This is a genomic window from Pseudomonas sp. D(2018) (assembly GCF_005502555.1).
GTDB classification, from domain to species: domain Bacteria; phylum Pseudomonadota; class Gammaproteobacteria; order Pseudomonadales; family Pseudomonadaceae; genus Metapseudomonas; species Metapseudomonas resinovorans.
In genome coordinates this window covers 33,256-56,915 of record NZ_SCOK01000014.1, presented here as the reverse complement: position 1 = coordinate 56,915, position 23,660 = coordinate 33,256, and the positions used below count along the sequence as shown (strand labels likewise).

At 65.1% G+C, this 23,660-nt stretch carries 24 protein-coding genes and 1 pseudogene; 12 read left to right on the top strand and 13 right to left on the bottom strand.

The genetic code is table 11. From position 1 onward, the window contains the following. Positions 1-94: 94 nt before the first annotated feature. The 7 genes from FFS60_RS11635 to hpaI all read left to right on the top strand — a co-directional run bounded on the left by FFS60_RS11635 (position 95) and on the right by hpaI (position 6,136). Positions 95-754 carry a fumarylacetoacetate hydrolase family protein gene (locus FFS60_RS11635; RefSeq protein ID WP_137822046.1) on the top strand — a complete coding sequence of 220 codons (660 nt, stop codon included), beginning with the start codon at positions 95-97 and terminating at the stop codon, positions 752-754. A gap of 10 nt (positions 755-764) precedes the next feature. Beyond that, positions 765-1,538 carry a fumarylacetoacetate hydrolase family protein gene (locus FFS60_RS11630; protein WP_137822045.1) on the top strand — a complete coding sequence of 258 codons (774 nt, stop codon included), beginning with the start codon at positions 765-767 and terminating at the stop codon, positions 1,536-1,538. 5 nt (positions 1,539-1,543) lie between these two features. Then, entirely contained in the window at positions 1,544-3,004 is a 1,461-nt protein-coding gene (hpaE, locus tag FFS60_RS11625) for a 5-carboxymethyl-2-hydroxymuconate semialdehyde dehydrogenase (protein WP_137822076.1), read from the top strand. A gap of 89 nt (positions 3,005-3,093) precedes the next feature. Then, positions 3,094-4,017, top strand: coding sequence for a 3,4-dihydroxyphenylacetate 2,3-dioxygenase (hpaD, locus tag FFS60_RS11620; RefSeq protein ID WP_137822044.1), 924 nt, complete (start codon positions 3,094-3,096; stop codon positions 4,015-4,017). An 11-nt stretch (positions 4,018-4,028) separates the two neighbouring features. Continuing rightward, entirely contained in the window at positions 4,029-4,439 is a 411-nt protein-coding gene (locus FFS60_RS11615) for a 5-carboxymethyl-2-hydroxymuconate Delta-isomerase (RefSeq protein WP_028630987.1), read from the top strand. A gap of 7 nt (positions 4,440-4,446) precedes the next feature. Then, positions 4,447-5,250 carry a 2-oxo-hept-4-ene-1,7-dioate hydratase gene (gene hpaH, locus FFS60_RS11610; protein ID WP_028630988.1) on the top strand — a complete coding sequence of 268 codons (804 nt, stop codon included), beginning with the start codon at positions 4,447-4,449 and terminating at the stop codon, positions 5,248-5,250. An 85-nt stretch (positions 5,251-5,335) separates the two neighbouring features. After that, positions 5,336-6,136, top strand: a complete 801-nt coding sequence (hpaI, locus tag FFS60_RS11605; RefSeq protein WP_137822043.1) for a 4-hydroxy-2-oxoheptanedioate aldolase — start codon at positions 5,336-5,338, stop codon at positions 6,134-6,136. Between the two features lie 237 nt (positions 6,137-6,373). On the opposite strand, the gene FFS60_RS11600 is transcribed toward hpaI, so the two are convergent. The 5 genes from FFS60_RS11600 to FFS60_RS11580 form a co-directional block, all read right to left on the bottom strand. After that, the gene (locus FFS60_RS11600; protein WP_137822042.1) at positions 6,374-7,312 is read right to left on the bottom strand and encodes a p-hydroxyphenylacetate 3-hydroxylase reductase component; all 939 of its coding nucleotides are present in this window, start codon (positions 7,310-7,312) and stop codon (positions 6,374-6,376) included. Positions 7,313-7,398: 86 nt separating this feature from the next. Continuing rightward, positions 7,399-8,568 carry a p-hydroxyphenylacetate 3-hydroxylase oxygenase component gene (locus tag FFS60_RS11595; protein WP_137822041.1) on the bottom strand — a complete coding sequence of 390 codons (1,170 nt, stop codon included), beginning with the start codon at positions 8,566-8,568 and terminating at the stop codon, positions 7,399-7,401. A gap of 285 nt (positions 8,569-8,853) precedes the next feature. Next, the gene (gene hpaR, locus FFS60_RS11590; RefSeq protein ID WP_028630992.1) at positions 8,854-9,276 is read right to left on the bottom strand and encodes a homoprotocatechuate degradation operon regulator HpaR; all 423 of its coding nucleotides are present in this window, start codon (positions 9,274-9,276) and stop codon (positions 8,854-8,856) included. 107 nt (positions 9,277-9,383) lie between these two features. Beyond that, entirely contained in the window at positions 9,384-10,706 is a 1,323-nt protein-coding gene (locus FFS60_RS11585; protein WP_028630993.1) for an APC family permease, read from the bottom strand. An 85-nt stretch (positions 10,707-10,791) separates the two neighbouring features. Further along, on the bottom strand, positions 10,792-11,607 hold the full coding sequence (locus FFS60_RS11580) for a carbon-nitrogen hydrolase family protein (RefSeq protein ID WP_137822040.1): 816 nt from the start codon (positions 11,605-11,607) through the stop codon (positions 10,792-10,794). Between the two features lie 134 nt (positions 11,608-11,741). On the opposite strand from FFS60_RS11580, the gene FFS60_RS11575 reads away from it, so the two are divergent. Next, positions 11,742-12,530, top strand: coding sequence for a LuxR C-terminal-related transcriptional regulator (locus FFS60_RS11575; RefSeq protein WP_137822039.1), 789 nt, complete (start codon positions 11,742-11,744; stop codon positions 12,528-12,530). Between the two features lie 78 nt (positions 12,531-12,608). Here FFS60_RS11575 and FFS60_RS11570 read toward each other — a convergent pair whose 3' ends face one another. From FFS60_RS11570 to FFS60_RS11550, 5 genes are all read right to left on the bottom strand, one after another. Continuing rightward, positions 12,609-12,872: a DUF2790 domain-containing protein gene (locus FFS60_RS11570; protein WP_137822038.1), complete on the bottom strand. Its 264-nt coding sequence runs from the start codon at positions 12,870-12,872 to the stop codon at positions 12,609-12,611. A gap of 179 nt (positions 12,873-13,051) precedes the next feature. Then, positions 13,052-13,963, bottom strand: a complete 912-nt coding sequence (locus tag FFS60_RS11565; protein ID WP_137822037.1) for an HlyD family secretion protein — start codon at positions 13,961-13,963, stop codon at positions 13,052-13,054. Between the two features lie 7 nt (positions 13,964-13,970). After that, entirely contained in the window at positions 13,971-14,171 is a 201-nt protein-coding gene (locus FFS60_RS11560; protein ID WP_028630998.1) for a DUF1656 domain-containing protein, read from the bottom strand. Further along, positions 14,161-16,380 carry an FUSC family protein gene (locus FFS60_RS11555; protein WP_137822036.1) on the bottom strand — a complete coding sequence of 740 codons (2,220 nt, stop codon included), beginning with the start codon at positions 16,378-16,380 and terminating at the stop codon, positions 14,161-14,163. Before FFS60_RS11555 ends, FFS60_RS11560 begins: the two co-directional genes overlap by 11 nt. Positions 16,381-16,389: 9 nt before the next feature. Next, positions 16,390-17,898, bottom strand: coding sequence for an efflux transporter outer membrane subunit (locus FFS60_RS11550; RefSeq protein ID WP_137822035.1), 1,509 nt, complete (start codon positions 17,896-17,898; stop codon positions 16,390-16,392). A 179-nt stretch (positions 17,899-18,077) separates the two neighbouring features. Here FFS60_RS11550 and FFS60_RS11545 point away from each other — a divergent pair, with 179 nt between their 5' ends. Then, positions 18,078-19,031, top strand: coding sequence for a LysR family transcriptional regulator (locus tag FFS60_RS11545; RefSeq protein WP_028631001.1), 954 nt, complete (start codon positions 18,078-18,080; stop codon positions 19,029-19,031). A gap of 3 nt (positions 19,032-19,034) precedes the next feature. On the opposite strand, the gene FFS60_RS11540 is transcribed toward FFS60_RS11545, so the two are convergent. Continuing rightward, positions 19,035-19,952, bottom strand: coding sequence for a LysR family transcriptional regulator (locus FFS60_RS11540; RefSeq protein WP_137822034.1), 918 nt, complete (start codon positions 19,950-19,952; stop codon positions 19,035-19,037). 122 nt (positions 19,953-20,074) lie between these two features. Between FFS60_RS11540 and FFS60_RS11535 the strand changes: the two genes are divergently transcribed. Continuing rightward, complete coding sequence (locus FFS60_RS11535) at positions 20,075-20,674, top strand: short chain dehydrogenase (RefSeq protein ID WP_137822033.1); 600 nt, start codon at positions 20,075-20,077, stop codon at positions 20,672-20,674. Here FFS60_RS11535 and FFS60_RS29430 read toward each other — a convergent pair. Next, positions 20,659-20,748 (bottom strand): annotated as a pseudogene (locus FFS60_RS29430) (DUF488 domain-containing protein); the annotation flags it as partial. The gene FFS60_RS11535 and the pseudogene FFS60_RS29430 overlap by 16 nt on opposite strands. Before the next feature lie 134 nt (positions 20,749-20,882). Here FFS60_RS29430 and FFS60_RS11530 point away from each other — a divergent pair. Then, positions 20,883-21,554, top strand: a complete 672-nt coding sequence (locus FFS60_RS11530) for a COG3650 family protein (protein WP_028631004.1) — start codon at positions 20,883-20,885, stop codon at positions 21,552-21,554. Positions 21,555-21,625: 71 nt separating this feature from the next. Then, on the top strand, positions 21,626-22,624 hold the full coding sequence (gap, locus tag FFS60_RS11525) for a type I glyceraldehyde-3-phosphate dehydrogenase (protein WP_137822032.1): 999 nt from the start codon (positions 21,626-21,628) through the stop codon (positions 22,622-22,624). A 115-nt stretch (positions 22,625-22,739) separates the two neighbouring features. Here the strand turns inward: gap and FFS60_RS11520 are convergent, their stop codons facing one another. Continuing rightward, on the bottom strand, positions 22,740-23,645 hold the full coding sequence (locus tag FFS60_RS11520) for a DMT family transporter (protein WP_137822031.1): 906 nt from the start codon (positions 23,643-23,645) through the stop codon (positions 22,740-22,742). Positions 23,646-23,660: the final 15 nt, after the last annotated feature.

Genomic DNA, 23,660 nt, shown 5'->3' with positions numbered 1-23,660 from the left:
CATGTTAAATATAACGTTAACACATTAACGAAAACCTCGTTACGGGTGGCGCCCCTGTCACGGTCCACCCGCTTTTTATCCACAGGAGACCACCATGCGCCCTGCACTCGACCACGTCGCCACCGGCACCCTGTTCGGCGTCGCGCTGAACTACCAGGGCCTGCTGGAGAGCCGTCTGGACGAATTCCAGCAGCCCCCCTACCAGAAGCCGCCGGTCAAGCCGGTGCTGTTCATCAAGACCCCAAATACCCGCAACGGCCACGGCCAACCGGTGGTGTATCCGAAGGGCGTCGAGCACCTGCAACCCGGCCCGGCGCTGGGTGTGGTGATCGGCAAGAGCGCCAGCCGTGTGCGTGCCGAAGACGCCATGGCCCATGTGGCCGGCTACGTGATCGTCAACGAGTTCAGCCTGCCGGAAGAGAGCTACTACCGCCCGGCAGTGAAGGCCAAGTGCCGCGACGGCTTCTGCCCCATCGGCCCGGAATTCGTCCCCGCCGCGCAGATTCAGGACCCGCACACCCTAACGCTCAAGCTCTTCGTCAACGGTGAACTGCGCCAGGAAAACACTACCGCCAACCTGGTGCGCGGCATTCCCCAGCTGATCGAGGAGATCAGCGACTTCATGACCCTGCACGAAGGTGACGTGCTGATCACCGGCACCCCGGAAGGCCGCGTCGACTTGCAGCCCGGTGACCTCGTGGAAGTGGAAATCAGCGGCCTCGGCCGCCTCGCCAACACCGTGGTTGCGGAATAAGGAGCCCGAGATGAAACACGCACGCATCCGTTACCAGGGCGAAGTCCACGCCGTGACCGTGGAAGCAGGCAATGCTGTCCGCCTTGCCGATGGCCGCCTGCTCGCCGAAGACCAGGTCCTGTGGCTGCCGCCCGCTACCGGCAGCATGTTCGCCTTGGGGCTGAACTACGCCGACCACGCCGCCGAACTGTCCTTCAAGGCGCCCACCGAGCCGCTGGCCTTCATCAAGTCGCCGGGTACCTACACCGGCCACGACCAGGTCACCTGGCGTCCGGACAACGTCGCCTACATGCACTACGAGTGCGAGTTGGTGGCAGTCATCGGCAAGCCGGCGCGCAACGTCAAGCGCGAGGACGCCCTCGCCTACCTGGCCGGCTACACCGTCTGCAACGACTACGCCATCCGCGACTACCTGGAGAATTACTACCGGCCCAACCTGCGGGTGAAGAACCGCGATGCCACCACCCCGGTCGGCCCCTGGATTGTCGACGCCGCCGACGTGCCCGATCCCTCGAAATTGAAGCTGCGCACCTGGGTGAACGGCGAGCTGAAACAGGAAGGCACCACCGCGGACATGATCTTCGACATCCCCTACCTGATCGAATACTTCTCCAGCTTCATGACCCTGCAGCCGGGCGACATGATCGCCACCGGCACGCCGGAAGGCCTGGCCGACGTGGTGCCCGGCGATGAAGTGGTGGTGGAAGTGGAAGGCGTGGGCCGCCTGGTCAACCGAATCGTCAGCGAAGAGGCCTTCTTCGCCAGCAAGCAACAAGAGGCATGAGCAACATGATCAAGCACTGGATCAACGGCCAGGAAGTCGAGAGCAAAGAGGTCTTCGTCAATTACAACCCGGCCACCGGCGATGCCATCGGCGAAGTCGCCAGCGGCGGTGCCGAGGAAATCGCCGCCGCCGTGGCCGCCGCCAAGGACGCCTTCCCCAAGTGGGCCAACACCCCGGCGAAAGAGCGCGCGAAGCTGATGCGCAAGCTGGGTGAACTGATCGATGCGAACGTGCCGCACCTGGCCGAGCTGGAAACCCTGGATACCGGCCTGCCGATCCATCAGACGAAGAATGTGCTGATCCCCCGCGCCTCGCACAACTTCGAGTTCTTCGCCGAGGTCTGCACCCGCATGGACGGCCACAGCTACCCGGTGGACGATCAGATGCTCAACTACACCCTCTACCAGCCGGTGGGTGTCTGTGGCCTGGTCTCCCCCTGGAACGTGCCGTTCATGACCGCCACCTGGAAGACAGCGCCCTGCCTCGCGCTGGGCAACACCGCGGTGCTGAAGATGAGCGAGCTGTCGCCGCTGACCGCCAACGAACTGGGCCGTCTGGCGCTGGAAGCCGGCATCCCGAAAGGCGTGCTCAACGTGGTGCAGGGCTACGGTGGCACCGCTGGCGACGCCCTGGTCCGCCACCCGGACGTGCGCGCGATTTCCTTCACCGGCGGCACCGCCACTGGGCGCAAGATCATGCAGACCGCCGGCCTGAAGAAGTACTCCATGGAGCTGGGCGGCAAGAGCCCGGTGCTGATCTTCGATGATGCCGACCTCGACCGCGCCCTGGATGCCGCGCTGTTCACCATCTTCTCGCTGAACGGCGAGCGCTGCACCGCGGGCTCGCGGATCTTCATCCAGGAAGGCGTCTACGACCAGTTCGTCGCCGAGTTCGCCGCCCGTGCCAAGCGCCTGATCGTCGGCGACCCGCAGGACCCGAAGACCCAGGTTGGCTCGATGATCACCCAGGCCCACTACGACAAGGTCACCGGCTACATCCGCATCGGCATCGAAGAAGGCGCCACCCTGCTGGCGGGCGGCCTGGAGCGCCCGGCGAACCTGCCGGCGCACCTGGCTCGCGGCCAGTTCATCCAGCCCACCGTGTTCGCCGATGTGGATAACCGCATGCGCATCGCCCAGGAAGAGATCTTCGGACCGGTGGTCTGCCTGATGAAGTTCAAGGACGAAGCCGAAGCGCTGCGCCTGGCCAACGACACCGAATACGGCCTGGCCTCGTACATCTGGACCCAGGACATCGGCAAGGCCCACCGCCTGGCCCGTGGCATCGAGGCCGGCATGGTGTTCATCAACAGCCAGAACGTACGCGACCTGCGCCAGCCGTTCGGCGGCGTGAAGGGCTCGGGCACTGGCCGCGAAGGCGGCCAGTACAGCTTCGAGGTCTTCGCCGAGATCAAGAACGTGTGCGTTTCCATGGGTAGTCACCACATCCCGCGATGGGGCCTGTGAGATAACTGCTACTCCATAAAGAGGGGAGTACCGCTCCCCTCCCCGTGCCGGCGTGCAACCGACCGACAACAAGACCAGGAGTTACCGTCATGGGCAAACTTGCTCTGGCTGCCAAGATCACCCACGTCCCCTCCATGTACCTGTCCGAACTGCCGGGCCCGCGCCAGGGCTTCCGCCAGGCCGCCATCGACGGGCACATCGAGATCAGCCGCCGCTGCCGCGAGCTGAACGTCGATACCATCGTCGTGTTCGACACCCACTGGCTGGTCAACGCCAACTACCACATCAACTGCGCGCCGAACTTCGAAGGCCTGTACACCAGCAACGAGCTGCCGCACTTCATCGCCAACATGGAATACGGCTTCCCGGGTAACCCCGAACTGGGCCGCCTGCTGGCCGAGGAGTGCAACCGCCTCGGCGTGGAAACCATGGCCCACGACGCCACCACCCTGGGCCCTGAGTACGGCACCCTGGTGCCCATGCGCTACATGAACACCGACCGCCACTTCAAGGTGGTTTCGGTTTCGGCGCTGTGCACCTCCCATTACCTGAACGACAGCGCCCGCCTCGGCTGGGCCATGCGCAAGGCGGTGGAAGAACACTACGACGGCACCGTCGCCTTCCTCGCCAGCGGCTCGCTGTCCCACCGCTTCGCCCAGAACGGACAAGCACCGGACTTCGCTACCAAAGTCTGGAGCCCCTTCCTGGAAACCCTCGACCACCGTGTGGTGCAGATGTGGGAAGACGGTGAGTGGGAAGACTTCTGCGGCATGCTCCCGGAGTACGCGGTCAAGGGCCACGGCGAAGGCTTCATGCACGACACCGCCATGCTGCTGGGCGCGCTGGGCTGGTCGAAGTACGACGGCAAAGCGGAGGTAGTCACCCCCTACTTCGGCTCGTCCGGCACCGGCCAGATCAACGCCATCTTCCCGGTCACCCCGCAGGATGGCTCGGCCATTCCCGCCGCGCAGGCCTCCAACCCGGCCGGCGTCGTCTCCACCAGCCGCCTGTAAGGAACGTCGCCATGCCCCATCTGGTCCTGCTCTACACCCCCGACCTGGAGCGCGAAACGGACATCGGCGGCCTGTGCCGCGCGCTGGCCGACCGCATGCTGGAACAGCGCGACGAGGCTGACCGCCAGGTGTTCCCCACCGGCGGCACTCGCGTGCTGGCCTACCCCGCGGCACACGCCGCCGTGGCCGATGGCCAGGGCGACTACGGCTTCCTCTACGCCAACTTGCGCATGGGTGCCGGGCGCAGTCCGGCCGTGCACAAGCAGGTCGGTGACGCCCTGCTGGCAGTGCTGCGCGGGCACCTCGATGAGCTGCTGGAACGCCGCCCCATCGGTGTCACCCTGCAGATCGATGAAAGCCCCGGCCAGGTCTTTGATGCCAAGCACAGCAGCCTGCATCCCCTGTTCAACAAGAGTTCCTGAGGTTTCCATGCTCGACGCCAGCATCATCCAGCAAGCCGCCGCCCGCCTCGACACCGCCGAGCGCTCCCGCGAGCAGGTGCGCCAGTTCTCCCTCGACTACCCGGCCATCAGAATCGACGACGCCTACGCGATCCAGCGCGCCTGGGTGGCGCAGAAGATCAAGGACGGTCGCAAGCTGGTGGGTCACAAGATCGGCCTCACCTCCCGCGCCATGCAGGTGTCCTCCAACATCACCGAGCCGGATTACGGCGCGTTGCTGGACGACATGTTCTTCGACGAAGGCAGCGACATCCCCTTCGACCGCTTCATCGTCCCGCGCGTGGAAGTGGAGTTGGCCTTCATCCTCGGCAAGCCCCTGCGCGGCCCGAACTGCACCGTCTTCGACGTGCTGGAGGCCACCGAGTGGGTGATCCCGGCGTTGGAGATCATCGACGCGCGCATCCACCAGGTCGACCCGGACACCAAGGTCACCCGCAAGGTCTTCGACACCATCTCCGACAACGCCGCCAACGCCGGCGTGGTGATGGGCGGCCGCGCCGTGCGCCCGACCGAGATCGACCTGCGCCGCGTCCCGGCGATCCTTTACCGCAACGGTGTGATCGAGGAGTCCGGCGTTTCCGCCGCCGTGCTCAACCACCCCGCCAAGGGCGTGGCTTGGTTGGCCAACAAGCTGGCGCCCTACGACGTCACCCTGGAAGCCGGCCAGATCATCCTCGGCGGCTCCTTCACCCGCCCGGTGGCCGCCAACCCCGGTGACACCTTCCACGTCGACTACGACCAACTGGGCTCCATTGCCTGCCGTTTCGTCTGAGCCTCTCCTGTAGGAGCGAGCTTGCTCGCGAAGCTTTTGGCCAGCAGAGCTGGCTCCTACAGTCAGCGCCTTCCAAGGAGTCCCCATGGACCTGCCGATCAACACCTTCAAACAGCGCCTGCAATCCGGCCAGCCGCAAATTGGCCTCTGGCTGGGTCTGGCCGATGCCTACTGCGCCGAGCTGGCGGCCAATGCTGGTTTCGACTGGCTGCTGCTGGACGGCGAGCACGCGCCCAACGACCTGCGCAGCCTGCTGGCCCAGCTCCAGGCCATTGCGCCCTACCCTTCGCAGCCGATCATCCGCCCACCGGTCGGCGACGCGGTGCTGATCAAGCAACTGCTGGATATCGGCGCCCAGACCCTGCTGGTGCCCATGGTGGAGTCCGCCGAGCAAGCCGCCGAGCTCGTCCGCGCCATGCGCTACCCGCCATTCGGCATCCGTGGCGTAGGTAGCGCCCTGGCGCGTGCCTCGCGCTGGAACAGCATCCCCGGCTACCTGGATAACGCTGACGAGCAGATGTGCCTGCTGGTGCAGATCGAGAACCTCGAAGGCCTGGCCAACCTGGACGTGATCGCCGCCGTGGACGGCGTCGATGGCGTGTTCATCGGCCCGGCCGACCTTTCGGCCGCCATGGGCCACCGCGGCAACCCCAGCCACCCGGAGGTACAGGCCGCCATCGAAGACGCCATCGTCCGCATCCGCAACGCCGGCAAGGCCGCTGGCATCCTCTCCGCCGACCAGGCCCTGGCGCGGCGTTACATCGAGCTGGGCGCCGCCTTCGTCGCCGTGGGCGTGGATACCACGGTGCTGATGCGTGGGCTGCAGAGCCTGGCGGCGGCGTTCAAAGGGACGCAGGCTCCGGTGAGTGGTGGTGGGGTGTATTGAATCGTCCGGGTAGAAACGGCAAGCCGGCGGATTGCGCCGGCTTTTTTGTGCCAGCGAATTGCCTGCAGCGATGGGCAGCGCGAAGCGAAACCCAGGTTTGATGGGTTTCGCAAGCTCCACCCATCCTACGGCGGCGCGCTGAACATGCCTTGCGGGATGGGATCGGCAGCGAACCCCATCCCCATACCCGCAAAATGGCGCCCACTCTGGGCGCCATTTTCATTGCCAGGCAGGGCTTCAACCCAGCGCAATCACCGCCTTGAGCATCTGTTTGAAGGTCTCCACCTGCTCCTCGCTGAACTGCGCAAAAACCTTCTCCTGTTGCTCACGGGCGATGCGCCAGAGTTCCTCGGCCTGGTCCACACCAACGGGTGTCAGCACGTAGCGCTCCTCAGCGTCGGCCACCATGCCTTTGCGTTTGAGGATGGCCACGGCTTCCTCGATTTCGCGCATCGGCATGGCCACTTCGCGCTGCAAGTCGCACAGGCTGAGGCCGGCGTCGTTCTCCAGCACCATCAGCATGCGCGCTTCGCTGGTGCGCAGGCCGGTGGCCAGCTGTTTCGGCTGGTAGTTGGCCTGGTAGCCGCGCACCGCCTGGGTCATCAGGTAGTAGAGGTTGTGCGACAGGCGTCCCTGAAAGGCGCTGGACGCTGGCTGGCCTTCAGCCTTCTGGGTCATGCGGGTGTGCGGCAGGACCATGGAATAGGCGCCCTGGTGATAGAGCAACGGCGAGCGGCCAAAGTCGTCGAAGGCCATTACCTTGCCGATCAGGATGACGTGGTCGCCACCATCGACCTGCTGGTGCAACTCGCACTGGAAACGTGCGGCGCAATCCGGAAACAGAGGCGCACCACCAATGCCGCTGTCGAACGCCACGCCCTCGAACTTGTCATCGCGCGGGCGGGCGAACTGGTTGGATAGCTCGATCTGGTCGGCGGCGAGGATGTTCACCGCGAAATGACTGGCCTGCTCGAACACCGCCAGGCTGCTGGAGCGCTTGTCGATGCTCCAGAGGATCAGCGGTGGGTCGAGCGAAACCGAGTTGAAGCTGTTGGCGGTGACGCCGGCACGCGTGCCATCGGGTGCGGTGGCGGTGACGATGGTGACCCCGGTGGCGAAGTTGCCCAGGGCGCGGCGGAAGGCACGGGAGTCGAAAGCATTCTCTTGAGACGACATGACGCAGCTCCTGGCGGCCGCCCCATGGGACGGCCGCGCGATGGTTCGAACAAGTAGCACGCAGGTGGGAATGGTGGCGCGACGGCTCACACCATGGAGGGGTCCGGCTCCAGCCCCATCAGCTCGCGGCCGAGGATCTGCGCACAAACGTCGTAGTCGGTGTAGGCATGGGCACCGGTCATGTGGGAGTCGCGGAACAGCCGCTGCATCTCGTTGCTCTCGAACCAGCTGGTGCCGCCGGCAGCCTCGAACAGGCGGTCCACCGACTGGATGCACATCTTCACCGCGTAGGCCTGATTGGTGCGCCAGAAGGCCAGGGTCTCGCGGCTCGGGTACTGGTGGCGCTCGCCGTGCTCGGCGTGCTCCTGCCAGGTCTTCTCAAGGAAGGAACGGGCGGCGGCCACTTGATGGGTGGACTCCGCCAGACGCATCAGCGCTGGCGTGGCGGTGCCCACGCTGACGCCGGTGTAGGCCCGCACGCGGTTCCGGGTCTTTTCCTTGTAGGCCTCCAGCATGCGCTCGGCGATGCCCAGACTGATCGCCGCAAAACCGCTGGCGAAGTAGGGGCGGTAAGGCGCGTAGAAAATCTTGCTGTCCGGATAGAGGCCGAAGCCATCGGAGCGGCCCTCCATCATGTCCTTGGCGGCCTGGATGCGGTAGTTGGGGACGAAGGCGTCCTTGATGACCAGGGTCTTGGTGCCGCTGCCCTTCATCCCGGCGGCGTACCAGTCGTCACGGATCTCGTAGTCGCTGCGCGGCAGCACGGCGAAGCAGTAGACCGGCTCGCCTTCGGCATTCTTGCGACGGCAGCCGACGATGGCCCATTCGGCATGGTCGCTACCGCTGCTCCAGCCCATTTCGCCGTTGAACAGAACCCCGCCCTCGACTTCCTCGACCTTGCCGAACGGTGCAATGGAGCTGCTGGCCGTGGCGTCGGAATCCTCGCCCCAGACTTCCTCCTGCAGGCGTGCAGAGAACATCGCCAGTTGGTGGCTGTGGGTGCACAGCAGGCTGAAGGCCCAGGCGGTGCTGGCGCAGGCGCCGGCCAGGGCAACCACGCAATCGGCGAACTCCGGCAGGGAGATTTCCATGCCGCCGTACTTCTTCGGCTGCAGCGCGCGGTGCAGGCCGATGCCCTTGAGCATGGCGATGTTCTCGTCCGGCACCTGGCGCAGTTGCTCGGCCTTCGCGGCATTGGCGGCGATGGCCGGCAGGATGGCCTTGAGGTCGTCGAGAAGGGGGTTTGGCTTTTTCATGTCGGGCCCTGCTTATTGTTAGAGGTGGCGCCGTTGGGCCGAAGCGGTCCGGATAGCCGGATCAGGCCGCTGCCGCAGGCGGTAACCCAAGTGGGGTGCAGGGCGATTATGGAAGCGAGGCCCGGGCCTCAGAATGGACGTTACGAAGTCTCGATTGCACTTTTCATAGCGACTTGCTGTGGGGGCGAATTCATTCGCCAAGGGCAACGCAGTTGCCCCCATGAAATCCGTCAGGCAGACCTTCGGCCTGCTTGGCGAATGAATTCACCCCCACAAGGTCACCCGTCAGGGCTTGATCTGCTTGAGTTCGTTGAGCAATTCGAAGAGCTGCTTGAGCTTCGCCTCGCCGAACTGATCCTGGATCTTCTGGTAGTTGGCTTCCATGCCCGAGCTCATGGACACGAAGCACTGCTGGCCTTTTTCAGTCAGGTTCACCAACACGCGGCGCTGGTCCTGCGGGGCCTTGCGGCGCACCAACATGCCATCGCGCTCCAGGCGCGCCAGCACGCCGGTCATGCTCGGCTTGAGAATGCAGGCGAGGTCAGCCAGTTGGTAGCTTTCCAGTTCGCCGTGCTGTCGCAATAGGCGAATCACCCGCCATTGCTGTTCGGTCAGGTCGTGCTGGTTGAGCAACGGGCGGAAGAAACTCATGGCCGCTTCACGGGCCTGCAACAGGGTGAGGGTCAGGGAGGGTCTGGTTTCGGGCATGGTGGCTGTGGTCCGGGACGTATCGTGAAGATTTTAACGAAAATAGCCGGACCACCACAGTTCCCGCAAGATGAAGGGGCGAAACCGTCGGGCCCGCCCCCGCTGCATCAGGCCTCCTCGAAGCTCAGTTCCGGCGGCTGGCGGCGGAAACCGCCGGTGAGCCAGCCAAGGTAGATCAACCCCAGCGCCAGCCAGGACAGGCCGAGGATGATCGCCAAGTGGTCGAGACTGACCATCAGCCAGAGCGTCGCGAGCATTCCGATCAGCGGAAATATCAGGAACTGCACCAGCTCGCGCGGGCCACGGCGCTCGCCGTTCAACCAGTAATGGAAGATCACCGACAGATTCACCAGGGTGAAGGCCAGGAAGGCGCCGAAGTTGATGAACGAAGTCGAAGTGGTCACGTCCATTTGCAGCGCCAGCAGGGCCACGACGCCGCACAGCACGATGCTGCCCACCGGGGTGCCAAAGCGCTCGCTCAGGCGGCCGAACAGGGAGTGCGGCAGCACGCCATCGCGCCCCATGGCGAACAGCAGGCGCGAGGCGCTGGCCTGCGCGGAAAGACCTGAAGTGAATTGGCCGACGACCAGGCCGATGAGGAAGATCGACACGAATAAGTCGCCACCGATGTTGCGGGCGATCTCGTAGGCGGCCGAGTCGGCGCTATGGAACTCGGTGGATGGATGGGCCAGTTGCACGAAGTAGGAAGTGACGATGAAGATCAGGCCGCCGATCAGCGTGATCAGCAATATGGCGCGGGGAATGGTGCGGCGCGGATCGCGCGTTTCTTCCGTCAGGGTGCTGACCGCGTCGAAGCCGAGGAAGGAATAGCAGGCGATAGCCGCACCACTCATGATCAGCGGCAGTTGCATACCCTCCTTGAGGAAGGGTTCCAGCGACCACAACGGCTTGCTCGCATCGCCTAGCACGTAGTGCACGCAGAGCACGACGAAAGCGACCAATACCAGGAACTGCACCAGCATCAGCGCGCCGTTGATGTTCTTCGCCAGGCGCAGGCCGACCACGTTGATGGCAGTGGTCACACCGATGAAGGCCAGCACCCAAACCGCCTGGGGCACGGCGGGAAAGGCCGAGTGCAAGTAGGCCGCGCCGATCAGCCAGATGGCCATGGGCAGGAAGAGGTAGTCCAGCAGCACTGCCCAGCCGGCGAGGAAGCCCAGCTTGGGGTTGATCGCTTTGCGCACGTAGCTGTACGCCGAACCCGCCACGGGGAAGGCGGCGGCCATTCGCGCATAGCTCAGGGCGGTGAAGAGCATGGCCACGGAGGCTGCGACATAGGCGGCCGGTACCAGGCCGCCAGTGGTGTCGGCGAGGATGCCGAAGGTGCCCAGGACGATGATCGGGGTCATGTAGGCGATGCCGAAAAGCACCACCGACCCCAGCGACAGGGTGCGCTGAAGATGAGCCATTACCGCTACTCCGAATTGTTGATTGTTGTGGCAGAGCCGATGTCGGCAGGAAGCGGCCACCCTGCGATAGGCGGCCGAAAAGGAATCAGGTGATCAGCAATTCGCGACGGCCGTCGGCGTGGTCGATGCGCTCACCCGGCAGCACGAACCGCCGCTCGTCCAGGTAGCGGTAGTCGCGGCGGGCAGCCTCTAGGCGGGACATGTCCAGCTCGACGATCTGCCGGCACTCGTCGCGTCCAGCCTCGCAAAGCATTTGGCCGAAGGGGTCGACCACCGCGCTGCCGCCAGCGAACACCAGGTCGCCGTCGCCCTCGCCCACACGGTTCACCATCACCGCATAAGCCTGGTTCTCCATGGCGCGGGCCATGATGGCGGTGCGGTGGGTAGGGCCATAGGGGTCCATGTTGCCGTTGGTCACCAGGATCAGTTCGGCACCCAACTGGCCGAGGGCGCGGGCACTCTCCGGGAACTCGATATCGAAGCAGATCAGGATTCCGACGCGGACGCCCTTCCACAGCGCCGTGGCGTAACGGTCGCCGGGCGTGAAAATACCGCGATCCGAGGCCCAGAGGTGGGTTTTGCGGTAACGCAGAGCGATGTCCTCCGGGGTTATCAGCAGCGTGGTGTTGTAGAAGGTACCCGCGTCGTTCTCGGCTACGCCGACGACCACCGCGACATTGCGCTCGCGCGCCGCGCGCTGCACCGCCTGGACACTGGGGCCGTCCAGTGGCTCGGCAACGGCAGCGACGCTCTCTTCTGTGGGGAAGCCCATCAGCTGGGTTTCCGGGAAGACCACGAGGTCGGTATCCGGTGCACAGCCAGCGATGGCCTGGAGCGTGCGTTCGAGGTTGTAGGCAGTGTCGCCGTCACGGCCGGCGAGTTGGACGAGTTCGACCTTCATGGGTACTCCTGGTTCTTGTCAGCGGGCGAGCAACGGTCACAATGCTCGGCACTCGCCCTGGCATGTCCGGAGTATGGAACGCGTCGGGGCCGGGAGTAATTACGCGGGCGTGGTAACCCATCGGGGGTAGAAACATGAATCCAACCTTGCAGGACATTGCCTGGCACCAGGCCATCGGCCGCCTGGTCGAACAGCTCGACCGTCCTGGTTTCTGGCTCGCACTGGTGCGCCAGCTGGAGCAGTATGTGCCCTTCGACAGCTGGGTCGCCCTGCTCTTCAGCGATGGCCGGCCGCAGGTGTTCGCCGAATGCCCCGGTGCCGATGGCGGGCCCGACTCGCTGTTCCAGGACTACCTGCACGGCCTCTACCAGCTCGACCCCTTCTATATCGCCAGCCGCGAGCAACACGCCAGCGGGCTGTTCCGCCTGGCCGACGTGGCGCCGGAATGCTTCGAACAGACCGATTACTACCAGCGCTACTTTCGCCTCAATGTGGTGGCTGACGAGGTACAACTGAACGTGGCCCTGGACGGCGGCAGGACCCTCTGCCTGTCCCTCGGCTCGCGCCAGCCCTTCTCCCCGGAGCAACTTGCCCTGCTCGGCCTGATCCAGCCCTGGGTTGCCGGATTGATGCGCCAGCGCCTGACCTTCGAGAAAGAACTCATGGCCAGCCCACCGCCACCGGCACCCGCCTGGGAGGCGCAGCTGGAAGCGGCTGGGCAGAAGGTGGAGTCCGCCCTCACCACGCGCGAGCTGGAAGTCGGCCGGCTGATGCTGAGTGGCTGCTCCAGCAAGGAGATCGCCCGCAAGCTGGATATCTCGGCAGAGACGGTGAAGGTCCACCGCAAGCACATCTACAGCAAGCTGGGGATCAAGTCGCAGTCGGAGCTGTTCAGCCTGTTCTTGAAGGCACAGAAGGGTTGAGGGAGGAGCTCTTCCGTGGAGGCGAATTCATTCGCCAAGCAAACCGATAGTTCGGCTCAAACAATTACTTCCTGCGAATCAACCACTACCGCAACCCTGGCCGAAAACCACATATTCCAGGCGATGAATTTTGCCTTGATGGTCTTCGTAAGTCATATAAGCCGGAACAACGCCACAAACGTCGGGGATTTCACTTTTTGAAATAACCCTGGCGATATCGAGCTCCATCCCATAGTGATACTGCTCGATAGCAACTTCTCCGGCGATAGCGGTTTCCGCCGGTTCTTCAGCCAAGGCGAAGGCAGACATGCCGGCGAGCGCCAGCAAGGCAAGAGCTTTCATTGGATAGCTTTCCGAGTGCTTGTAAGTTTGAACTTCGGCCAGCTCTCCACGAACTGGCCGAAGGTACAGCGCAACACCTTTCGGTGATGTTTACGGCAGCAAGCGCCTCATCGTGGGAGGCGGGTTAATTTTAATAGTCGGGAAAATTCACAAACAGCGCCGGATACAACAAGCACTGTTTACTGGGTGAACAACAATCCATCGAGCCAGCCGGAAGTTTCCGGCCTGGCGCCCTTCTCCCCTATCACCACCGTGCAGGTCATGCCGGCGGCCAGCAGCACGCCTTCGGGAACCTCGTCCAGATGGATACGTACCGGTACCCGCTGGGCCAGGCGCACCCAGTTGAAGGTGGGGTTCACGTCGGCGATCAGCTCGCGGCTTTCCGGGTTGTCACGGTCGTAGATGCCCCGGGCGATGCTGTCCACACGCCCGGTGAGGCGCTCGCCGCTCATCAGCCTGAGCTCGGCGAGATCCCCTACCTTGATGTGCGGCAGGCGGGTTTCCTCGAAGTAGCCGTTGACGTAGAAGGAGCGGTCATCCACCAGGGCCATGCTGGCTTCGCCGCGCTCGGCATAGTCGCCCTTGTAGACGTTGAGGTTGGTGATGTGCCCGGCCACCGGCGCACGGACTTCGGTACGTGCCAGATTGAGCCGGGCGGCATCCAGGGCGGAGACCGCCTCCTGGTACTCGGCCAGGGCGGCTGCGGCCAGGTGCCCGGCGTCCTCGCGGCTTTCACGGGAGACCACCAGGTCGTCCATGTCGGCCCGGCGGTCGGCGTTGACCTTACGCATGTCCAGCGCGGCCTTGCGCGCCGCCACCCGCGCTTCGGCCAGCTTTACGACCACCTCATAGTGGGAAGGGTCGATACGCAGTAGCAGGTCACCGGCTTTCACCTGCTGGTTGTCCCGCACCCTGACATCCACCACCAGACCGGCCACATCCGGGGCAATGTTGATCACGTCGGCGCGCACACGGCCGTCGCGAGTCCAGGGCGAGTCCATGTAGTGCGACCAGAGCGTGCGCACCAGCACGACCGCCAGGGCGAGGATGAGCAGGGTCGCGCCAACGCTGATGATTCGTTTCAGGGACATGAGGGCCTCAACGGTAGATGGTCAGCGCCAGGGCGCCATACAGGCAGGTGAACAGGCCGACGCGCAGCAGCGCCGGGTGCCAGGCGTGGCGATACAGGCCGCACCAGGCGAAGAAGCGGTCCAGCCCCCAGCCCAACAGGAAGGTGACCAGGAACAGGACGGTCAGGCTCGGCATGTAGACGCCGTGCAGGGCGATCTCACGCGGCATGGGCGACTCCTTGCAAACGGACCGGGGCTTCATCACCGGCCAGGGGGTTCTGCGGGTCCAGCAGCGAGCTGCGGATGAAATGCAGGTAGCTTTGCAGGCGCCGCAGGGGCGAGGTGTCGAACTGCGGCGCACAGGGCTCGGCGGTAATGCGCACGCTCTCGATGGCCTGTTCCACGGCAGCCAAGGCGCGCTGGCGATTGGCTTGCGAAGGCTGGATGAACAGGCGCACCAGGGCGCGCCCCATGGCACGGATGGCGTTGCGCCAGGGCATGGATTCGGCATAGCAGGACAGCGCCGGTAGACGCGCCTGTTCCAGGCGCAGTTCGATCACCGCGTGCCCCACTTCCTGCACCAGGAACATCCAGCGCAGCAGCTGGCGCTGCACGTCCGGACGGCCGGCGGAATACAGGTAGGCCTGGTTCAGCAGATCACGGGTGCCGCTCTCGAAGCCGGACACCAGCCCCTTCAAACGGCCGCTTACCGCGCGCACCACGCACATGCGCAGGTCGCGCTCCAGGCGGCGCCAGAGCCAGGGCCGGTTGGGCGGCAGGAGCACGGCGGCAGCGGCGGTGGCCAACGCCATGGAGAGCACCGAGGCAAGGTATTCGTTGAGCACCCGATGGGGGTCGAACAGGGTCTGGTTGGCCGGCATCGAGGTCATGCTGAACCACACCAGCAGACCCAGGCCGGCGCCAGCCAGCTGCGGCCGCGCCAGCAGGTAGGCACTCAGGGCGACCACCGGCGCCAGGGCGCAGCAGAGCAGCGCGAATCCGTCGATTTCGGGCAACACGCAGAAGGTCAGAACGATGCCCAGGCAAGCGCCGGCAGTCGCACCCAGGGTGAGTTGCAGAGACAGCCGCCTGGGGTTGGACGAGGAAGACGCCAGCGCGGAAACCATGCCGATGGTCATGGCGAAGGTGCCGCCGCTGGGCCAGGCAGTAGCCATCCAGAACACGCTGAGCGACAGGATCAGCAGGCTGCTGCGCAGGCCCGCCACAGCGGCGGCCACGGCGTTGGCGCGGGGCCGGAAGTTCTCCTTCCACTGTTCGCGGACGTGGTGATCGTCCAGCAACGAAGCGTGGGTCTGGGCGTAGTTGTGCAGGTCGTCGGCGAAGCGGTAGAGCAGCTCAGCAGCGGTGTCGTAGTCCAGCGTCTGGGCTTCACTGGGCCGCTGCATGGCAAGCTGCGCGCGGCCGCTGCGGATCAACTGCATCAGTTCCTGCTTGCAGGCCTCGAGGCGGATGGCGAGCTGCGCCGCGTCGGCCTCGCTGCTCAGGCGGTCGCGCAATGGCGCCAGCAGCCGTGAGACTTCCGCCAGGCAAGGCTGCAGAGCCGCCAGTACTGCGTCGCCGTAGGAGCCAGCTCTGCTGGCGAACGCTTCCTGCTCCGTGCCTTCGCGAGCAAAGCTCACTCCTACAGCCAGGCGCCGCAGCAACTGGTGCAGGCCGTGAAAACGGGTGGAAAGCACCATGAACTCGTTGTTCAGGCGTGCCAGGCGGCCGCTGCGCATGCGCATGTGCGGGTCTTCGAAGGCGGTGGCGCTGCGCATGTTTTCCAGGCTCACGGCGGCCGCCGCGAAGCGCGCATTGCTGGCATCGAAACGCGTGCTGTCCAGTCCACCAGCCAACCCTTCGCAGGCAAAAATGGCGAAGTCGCGGAAGCGCCCGTGCAGGGTGTTGCGCAGGTCGGTGCGGGTACTCTGCGGCAGGATCAGGCCATTGACCAGACCGGTGCAGAGGATGCCCAGGCTGATCTCAAGCACGCGCCAGAGGGCGAGCATGAAGGCGTCGTCCGGGTGGGTGGTGGCCGGCAGGCCGATCATCACCGCCGTGTAGCCGGCCAGCACGCAGGCGTAGCCACGGAAGTCGCGATAGCGTGCGGCGCCAGCGGTGCACAGGCCGATCCAGATGGCCAGGCAGAGCATGAACAGCACCCGCTCCTGATTGAACAGGGCGATCAGCGCCACCATCACGGTCAGCCCCAGGAGGGTGCCGATGATCCGGTAGAAACTCTTGGCCAGGACTTGTCCACTCTGCGGCTGCATGACGATGAACACGGTCACCAGCACGGTGCCCGGTTGTGGCAGCTCCAGGCGGTAGGCGAGCCAGAGGGCGAGGAAGGCGGTGAGCAGGGCCTTGAAGATGAAGGCCCAGGTCAGGCCGTCACTGCGTGCCCAATCGGCCAGCGCGCGATTGAAGGATTGCACCATGAAGGGTCCTCAGGGCTTGGGAAGAAAGCGCAGGCGCGGTTCCCGCGGCGCCAGGCTGGCGGCGCTCGGACCGACCGACTCGGGCAGCGCGCCGCCGCCCAGGGCCAGCAGCAGGTCGGCCTGGGCATTGAGCAAGGCCGCGCGCACCTGCTGTTGCTGGAGCTGACGCTGGAACAGGGTGGGTTGGGTTTCCAGCACGGCGTCGAAGCCGGTGAGGCCGCGCTGCTGAGCCAGCAAGGCGAGGTCGCAGGTTTTCTGTGCGGCAACCACTGCCTCGGCGGCGAGTGCCTGCTGCTGGCGCAGCGACTTGATGCGCACCAGCGCATCGGCCACCTGTTGCAGGGCGCCGACCAGCGTCTGGTTGTAGTGCTCCACCGCCAGGTCGTACTCGGCGGCAGCGGCGCCCAGTTGGCCACGGCGCAGGCCACCGTCGAACATCGGCAGGCTGAGGGCCGGGCCGAGGTTGTAGGTGAGCTTGTCGTAACGCAGGAAGTCCAGCACGCCGCCCTGGGTGGCGCTGGAACCGATGCCGCCCAGCAGATTGACGTTAGGGTAGAAGCCGGCCTTGGCGACCTCGATGCCCCGGGCCTGCGCCGCCACTTGCCAGCGGCTGGCGACCAGATCCGGCCGGCGACCGAGCAATTCCAGCGGCAGCTGCGCCGGCAGGCTGGGCAGGCGTTGCAGGTCGAGGGTCGGACGTTGCAGGCGCTCGCCCTCCCCCGGCCCCTTGCCGGCCAGGGCGGCGAGCTGGTTGCGGGTGAGCGCGATGGATTCGTTCAGCGCATCGATCTGCCGATGGGTTTCCGGCAAGGGCGCCTCGGCGCGGCTGATTTCCAACCGCGTGCCGATGCCGTCCCGCAAACGCTGCTCAGCCAGGCGCAGGATGTGTTCCTGCTGTGCAAGGCTGGCCTGGGCAACGTCCTTTTCCCCATGCAGCAGCGCCAGGCGGATGTAGCTGCGTACCAGGTTGCCCTGCAACTCCAGCGCGGCCAGGCGCGCTTCGGCCACCGCCACCCGGGCCTGGTCCAACGCCTGGTGACTGCGGCTGCGCTCGCGTCCCCAGAGGTCGAGATCATAGGAAAAGCCCAGCAGGCTGGTGTTGTTCCAACTGGTGGTGCGGGCGAGCTCGCCGGGGCCGTAGAAGTAGTCGTCGGGCCAGCGCTTGCGCTGCAGGTCGGCGTCGAGGTTCACCTGCGGCTGCTCGGCCGACTCCACCACCCCGGCCAGGGCACGGGCCTGGCGCACGCGGGCAGCGGCCATCGCCAGGCTGGGGCTGTCGGCCAGGGCCTGGTCCATCCAGGCGTTCAATTGCGGGTCGCCATAGGCGCGCCACCACTGGGCATGGGGCCAGGCGGCCTCTTGCTCGGCGCGGCGAATGGTCGAACCGGGGTCCAGTTGGGCAACGTCCAGGCGTTCGGCCTGGGGGGCTATGCCCTGACTATCGATACAAGCGGATAGGAGAGAAATGACGGCGAACAGACTGGCGCGGGCGACGCCGGGCCAAGGATTGCGGTGCACTGCGGCATATCCTGAATGCTGGGTAGCCAGACACGGGGCCTGGATCGGCGGCGATTCTAGAGATGGGCCAAGCGAAGGATAAGGCGACGGATAGATGAAGGATTGTGTACTGAATCAGCCATAATCCACCGACACACTTCGTGACAAAATTCGCCCTCCCTTCCGGGCCAGGACCCTCCATGGACATCCTCTTCAACATGCGCGCCTTCGTCTGTGTGGCGGAGACCGGCAGCTTTACCGCCGCTGCCCAGCGCATGGATCTCACCACCTCGTATATTTCCCGCGCGGTGGCGACCCTCGAAACCCACCTGCGCACCCGCCTGCTGCACCGCACCACCCGCCGCATCGCCCTGACCGAAGCCGGCCAGCGCTACCTGCTGCGCTGCGAGCAGATCCTCGGCTACATCGAGGAAGCCGAAGCGGAAGCCAGCGAGGCCCATGCGCGGCCAGTGGGCAACCTGAAGGTGCATGCCATGACCGGCATCGGCCAGCACTACCTGATCAAGGCCATCGCCCAGTACAGCGAGAAGTACCCGGACGTGAGCTTCGACCTGACCCTGGCCAACCGCACCACCGATATCCTCGACGAGGGCTACGACATTTCCGTGGTGATCGCCCAGGAGCTGCCGGATTCGGGCTTCATCTCCAAGCAGCTGGGCACCACCTACAGCGTGCTCTGCGCCTCCCCCGGCTACATCGAGAAGCACGGCGCGCCGCGCCTACCCTCAGAGCTGTCGAAGCACCGCTGCCTGCGCCTGGTGAACAACGTGATGTCCCTGGACAAGTGGCTGTTCGAAGGCCCGGACGGCCAGGAGATGGTCAGCGTCAACCAGACGCCCTTCCAGGTGAATACAGCGGACGCCATGACCGAAGCCATCAAGGCCGGGATAGGCATGGGCGTGGTGCCGGTGTACTCGGCCATCAGCGGCCTGAAGGACGGCAGCCTGGTGCGTGTGCTGCCCAACCACAATCTGTTCCCGCTGGGCATCTACGCCCTCTACCCGTCGCGGCAGTTCCTCGACGCGAAGATCCGCACCTGGGTGGAGTTTCTCCGCGAGTTCGTCCCGGAACGGGTCGAGGCCGATGAGAGAGCGGTAGCAGAGTTCAGCCTGAGGTTGGGTGCGCGCGGGTAGCCCCTACAGGTTCCCTGCCTGATCCAGCATCCGGCGGCTGCGTTCGAACCAGACCAGCAGGTAGTCCGCCAGTACCTGCGTGCGCCGAGGCAGGCCGCCCTGCCAGGGGTGGACCAGGAACACCGGGGTCTGCCGCGTCTGGCAGTCGCGGAACAGCCACACCAGTCGGCCGTCGGCCAGTTCGTCGTAGATCATGTAGGACGGCAGCCGCGCGATACCGGCCGACGACATGGCCGCCTTTTTCAGCAGGCTGTAGTGGTTGCTGGCCAGCGCCCCGGCCACCTTGACCCGCTCCAGTTGGTGCTGGCGGTGGTAGAGCCATTCCTCGAAGCCGCTGTAGTGGGTATTCAAAAGGCACTGATGACGAGCGAGGTCCGCCGGCTGTTGGGGCTCCCCGTGGGCCGCGAGGTAAGCCGGTGTGGCGCAGGTGATTTCCTGCAGGGAGAACAGCGGCTTGGCCACCAGTCGCTCGTCCACGTCCATGCCGGAACGGATGGCCAGATCGAAGCCGTCGGCCACCAGATCGCGATAACCGTTGTGCAGGTCCAGCTCGATGCGGATCTGCTGGTACTGGCGGGTGAAATCCAGCAGCAACGCATCGAAGAAGGTTTCGCCAAGGGACACCGGCAACGTCAGCCGCACGCAGCCGGCCAGGTCCTCCTGCAGGCGACGTACCGACTGCCGTGCGCGCTCGGCCTGGGCGGCCAGGGCCTGCGCTTCCGGCAATAACGCAGCGCCGGCAGCGGTCAGGTCCAGGCGCCGGGTGGTGCGATACAACAGCGCGGCGCCCAGCCCTTGCTCCAGCAGACGAATGCGCTTGGACAACTGGCCCTTGCTGCAGCCCAGGCGCTCCGATGCCGCCGTGAAACTACCTGCGTCCATCAGCACTGCGAAGGCAGCCAGATCGTCCAGTTCGCTCATGGGAAATACCGTTCCATTGTTTCCATTTGAAAACCAAAGTTTTCCAATTGCATGGATTATCGACCAAAGTCGGCACTCTACACTGAACCGGTCATCCCTTCCCTCACACAGGAACCGGTCCTATGAAAATCATCCTCGTCGGTGCCAGCGGCACCATCGGCCAAGCCATCGAGCAGGAACTCAAGGAACGCCACGAGATCATCCGCGTCGGCCGCAGCAGCGGTGACCAACAGGCGGATATCACTGACCCAGCGTCGATCCGCCGCCTGTTCGAGCAGGTCGGCCCTTTCGATGCGCTGATCAGCGCCGCCGGCAAGGTGCATTTCGGTGCCCTGGCGGAGATGGGCGAAGCCGAGTTCGCCGTCGGCCTGAAAGACAAACTGATGGGCCAGGTCAATCTGGTGCTAATCGGTCGCGAGTTCGCCAACGACGGCGCCTCGTTCACCCTCACTTCCGGGGTGCTGAGTCACGATCCGATCCGCTACGGCGCCTCGGCCAGCATGGTCAACGGCGCCATCGATTCCTTCGTGCGCAGCGCAGCACTGGAACTGCCGCGCGGCATGCGCATCAACAGCGTCAGCCCCACAGTGGTCGAGGAAGCCCTGCCGGGGTACGGGCCCTACTTCCGCGGCTACAAGGCGGTACCGGCCGCCGACGCGGCGCTGGCCTATGCCAAGAGCGTGGAAGGCGCGCAAACGGGGCAGACCTATCGCGTGTGGTAAGCACGCCTCTCAGCTACCTCCTCCAACCATGCCGCCAGCCCCAGGGCCTCCTTGCAACAGCCACGGGGCCAACGGCGATCAACCTATACCCGCTGTCGCTGGTGTAGGCAGCTTCATAGACGCGCTTGCACTGGATCATTCGCCCTCTCCACCCTTGAGCTGGGCGTCCTGCACCGGTAACGTGGCCGCTCCCTGAAGGAGACCCGTGATGCGCTTTGCCCGCCCCTTGCTATTCAGCCTCTTGCCTCTCTTCGGCGCTTGCCAGATGTTCGCCGAGAAAGCCCCCGCCCCCGCCACTAATCTGGTGCGCTTACAGGGTGAGCTGAGCGTAGACGCGGGCCAGGTGATGTTCAGCCCCTGTGGCGAGAAACGCCGCTTTACCCTGGTGGACAGCGGCGCCACCGGGTTGCTGCCTGAGGCGGCCAACCTCTCTGCGGACGGCCCAGGCACACTGTTCGCGGACATTCGCGCCAGCATGGGATCGACCAGCGTGCAAGGCGCCGACGGCCAGTTGGCCCTGCATACCCTCTACCGCCTGCAGCGCGAAGGTCATGGCTGCGAAGACCTCAACTTCAAGCGCCTGCTGTTGCGCGCCAGCGGCCATGAGCCGGACTGGAGTGTCAGCGTCAGCGGCAAGGGCCTGGTGCTCGACCGCCCCGGCCAACCCTCCCTGGCACTGCCCTACATGGAAGAACAGCTGCCAGACGGTCGCTTCAACCTGTCCAGCGAGGCCAACGGCCAGCGCCTGGAGCTCTGGGTGGCGCCGCAACGCTGCGTCGACAGCATGAGCGGCGCGGTCCAGCACCTGGCCGCCGAGTTGCGCCTGGACGGCGAACCGCAGCGTGGCTGTGCGTCTTTCGGCGGCGCCCGCAACGACTGAGGCCCTGCAGCGACTCCTCGCTTGTCCTTCATCGCTAAGCTGAGTGAAGGACAACCGGAAAGGAGAACACCATGCTGCGTATCGCCCTGAATGGATACGGGCGCATCGGTCGCGCGCTGGTTCGTGCGCTGTTCGAGCGGGGTCTCGACCAGCGCCTGCGCATCGAAGCCATCAACGACCTCGGTGACTTCGAGTCACTCGCCCACCTCACCCGCTTCGACTCCACGTTCGGCCGCTTTCCCGGCCATGTCGCACTGCACGACGAACGCCTGCAAGTGAACAACCAGATCATCCACCTGCTGCGCGAACGCGACCCGGTGAACCTGCCGTGGGACCAACTGGGCGTAGACCTTGTGCTGGAATGCTCGGGCAAGATGAAGAAGCGCGCGCAGGTGGAGCAGCACCTGACCGCCGGCGCGCCGCGGGTACTGTTGTCCCACCCTCTGGACACCGCTGACCTGACGGTGGTCTACGGGGTCAACCATGAGCAGTTGGGCAGCCAGCAGATCGTCTCGAACGCCTCCTGCACGACCAACTGCCTGGCACCGCTGGCCATGCTGCTGCATCGCAAGGTGGGTATCCGCAGCGGCCTGGTGACCACGGTGCACGCCTACACCAACGACCAGAGCCTGCTCGATAAAAGCCACGGCGACCTGTACCGGGCGCGCGCGGCGGCCGTGTCGATGATTCCCACCAGCACCGGCGCGGCCAAGGCCATCGGCCTGGTCCTGCCGGAACTGGCCGGCCGCCTGGATGGCCTGGCGGTGCGTGTGCCGACGCCAAACGTGTCGCTGCTGGACCTTACGTTCATTGCCGAACGCCTAACCAGCCGCGAGGCAATCAATGCCACCCTGGAGGTCGGTGCGCGCGAGTTGCTGCCAGGGGTGATGGAGTGCAACGCGCTGCCACTGGTGTCCAGCGACTTCAATGGCTACCCGACTTCCTGCGTGGTGGACCTCAATCACACCCGCGTACAGGGTGACTTGGTGAAGGTGCTGGCCTGGTACGACAACGAATGGGCCTTCGCCAACCGGATGCTGGATGTAGTGCTGGCCTGGCTGAATCCCTAGCTTGGGGTTCAGTGACAGAGCGTGGCGACGCGTGAGCCGTTGGGTCGCCGGGGCGGATGGTCAACGGTCGACACCCCGTAAAGGCCAGCCGTGCGCTTGCGGCTGTTCAAGGCCATCAATCCAGCACCCCGGCCGGCGCCGGGGATGCGCTTCTCCATTGGCTCAGTGCCACCCCGGCAAAGACCAGGCCGGCGGCAAGCATCTGCAGGCTGGTCAGACGCTCACCGAGCAGACCCCAGGCGAAGACCAGGGTGAACACCGGGATCAGGTTGATGAATCCCGTGGCCTGGCTGGCCGGCAGGCGCGATACGCCGAAGTTGTAGAGGCCGTAGGCGCCCACCGTGACCACGGTGCCGAGGTAGATCATGGCGCCGATACCCAACGGGCTGACGGACTCCGGCAACGGCGAGGTGATCCAGGCCAGGGGCAGGAAGAAAACGCTGCCGATGAACGCCTGCAGAGCGGTAAGCAGGAATGCCGAATAACGCGACGACAGGTGCTTGAGCAGCAGGGTGTAGCCGGTGGCGCAAAGCATCGCGAGGAACTCATAGAAGTTGCCCAACAGTGGCTGCGGCGCATGGCCGTCGGACTCACTGGCCAGGCTCAGCCAGACCGCGCCAACCACGGCGAGGAGGAAACCGGCCAGGGTGCTGCGGGTGATGCGTTCATGCAGCAGCGCGTAGGCACCCACCGCCACCAGCAGCGGCAATAGCGCGGTAATCATCCCGGCCTGGGAAGCGCTGGTGTGCTGCAGCGCCAGGGCTTCGAAGATGAAGTAGAGGCAGGGCTCGCAAGCGGCCAGGCCGAGCAGGTACTTCCAGTCACCGGGACGGTAGTCGAGGGCTCCGCGCCAGCGCCAAGCCGCCAGGAAGACCAGACTCCCCAGGGCCATTCGGGCAAAGATCACCCAGTGCGGGGCGACTTCCTGGAACGCCAGCTTGAGGGCGATGAAGGAGCTGCCCCAGAGCGCCATGGCCAGCACCAGGCAGGCCACCGCCACCAGTCGACCTTGCTGCGCCATGCTTCACCTCCGGAA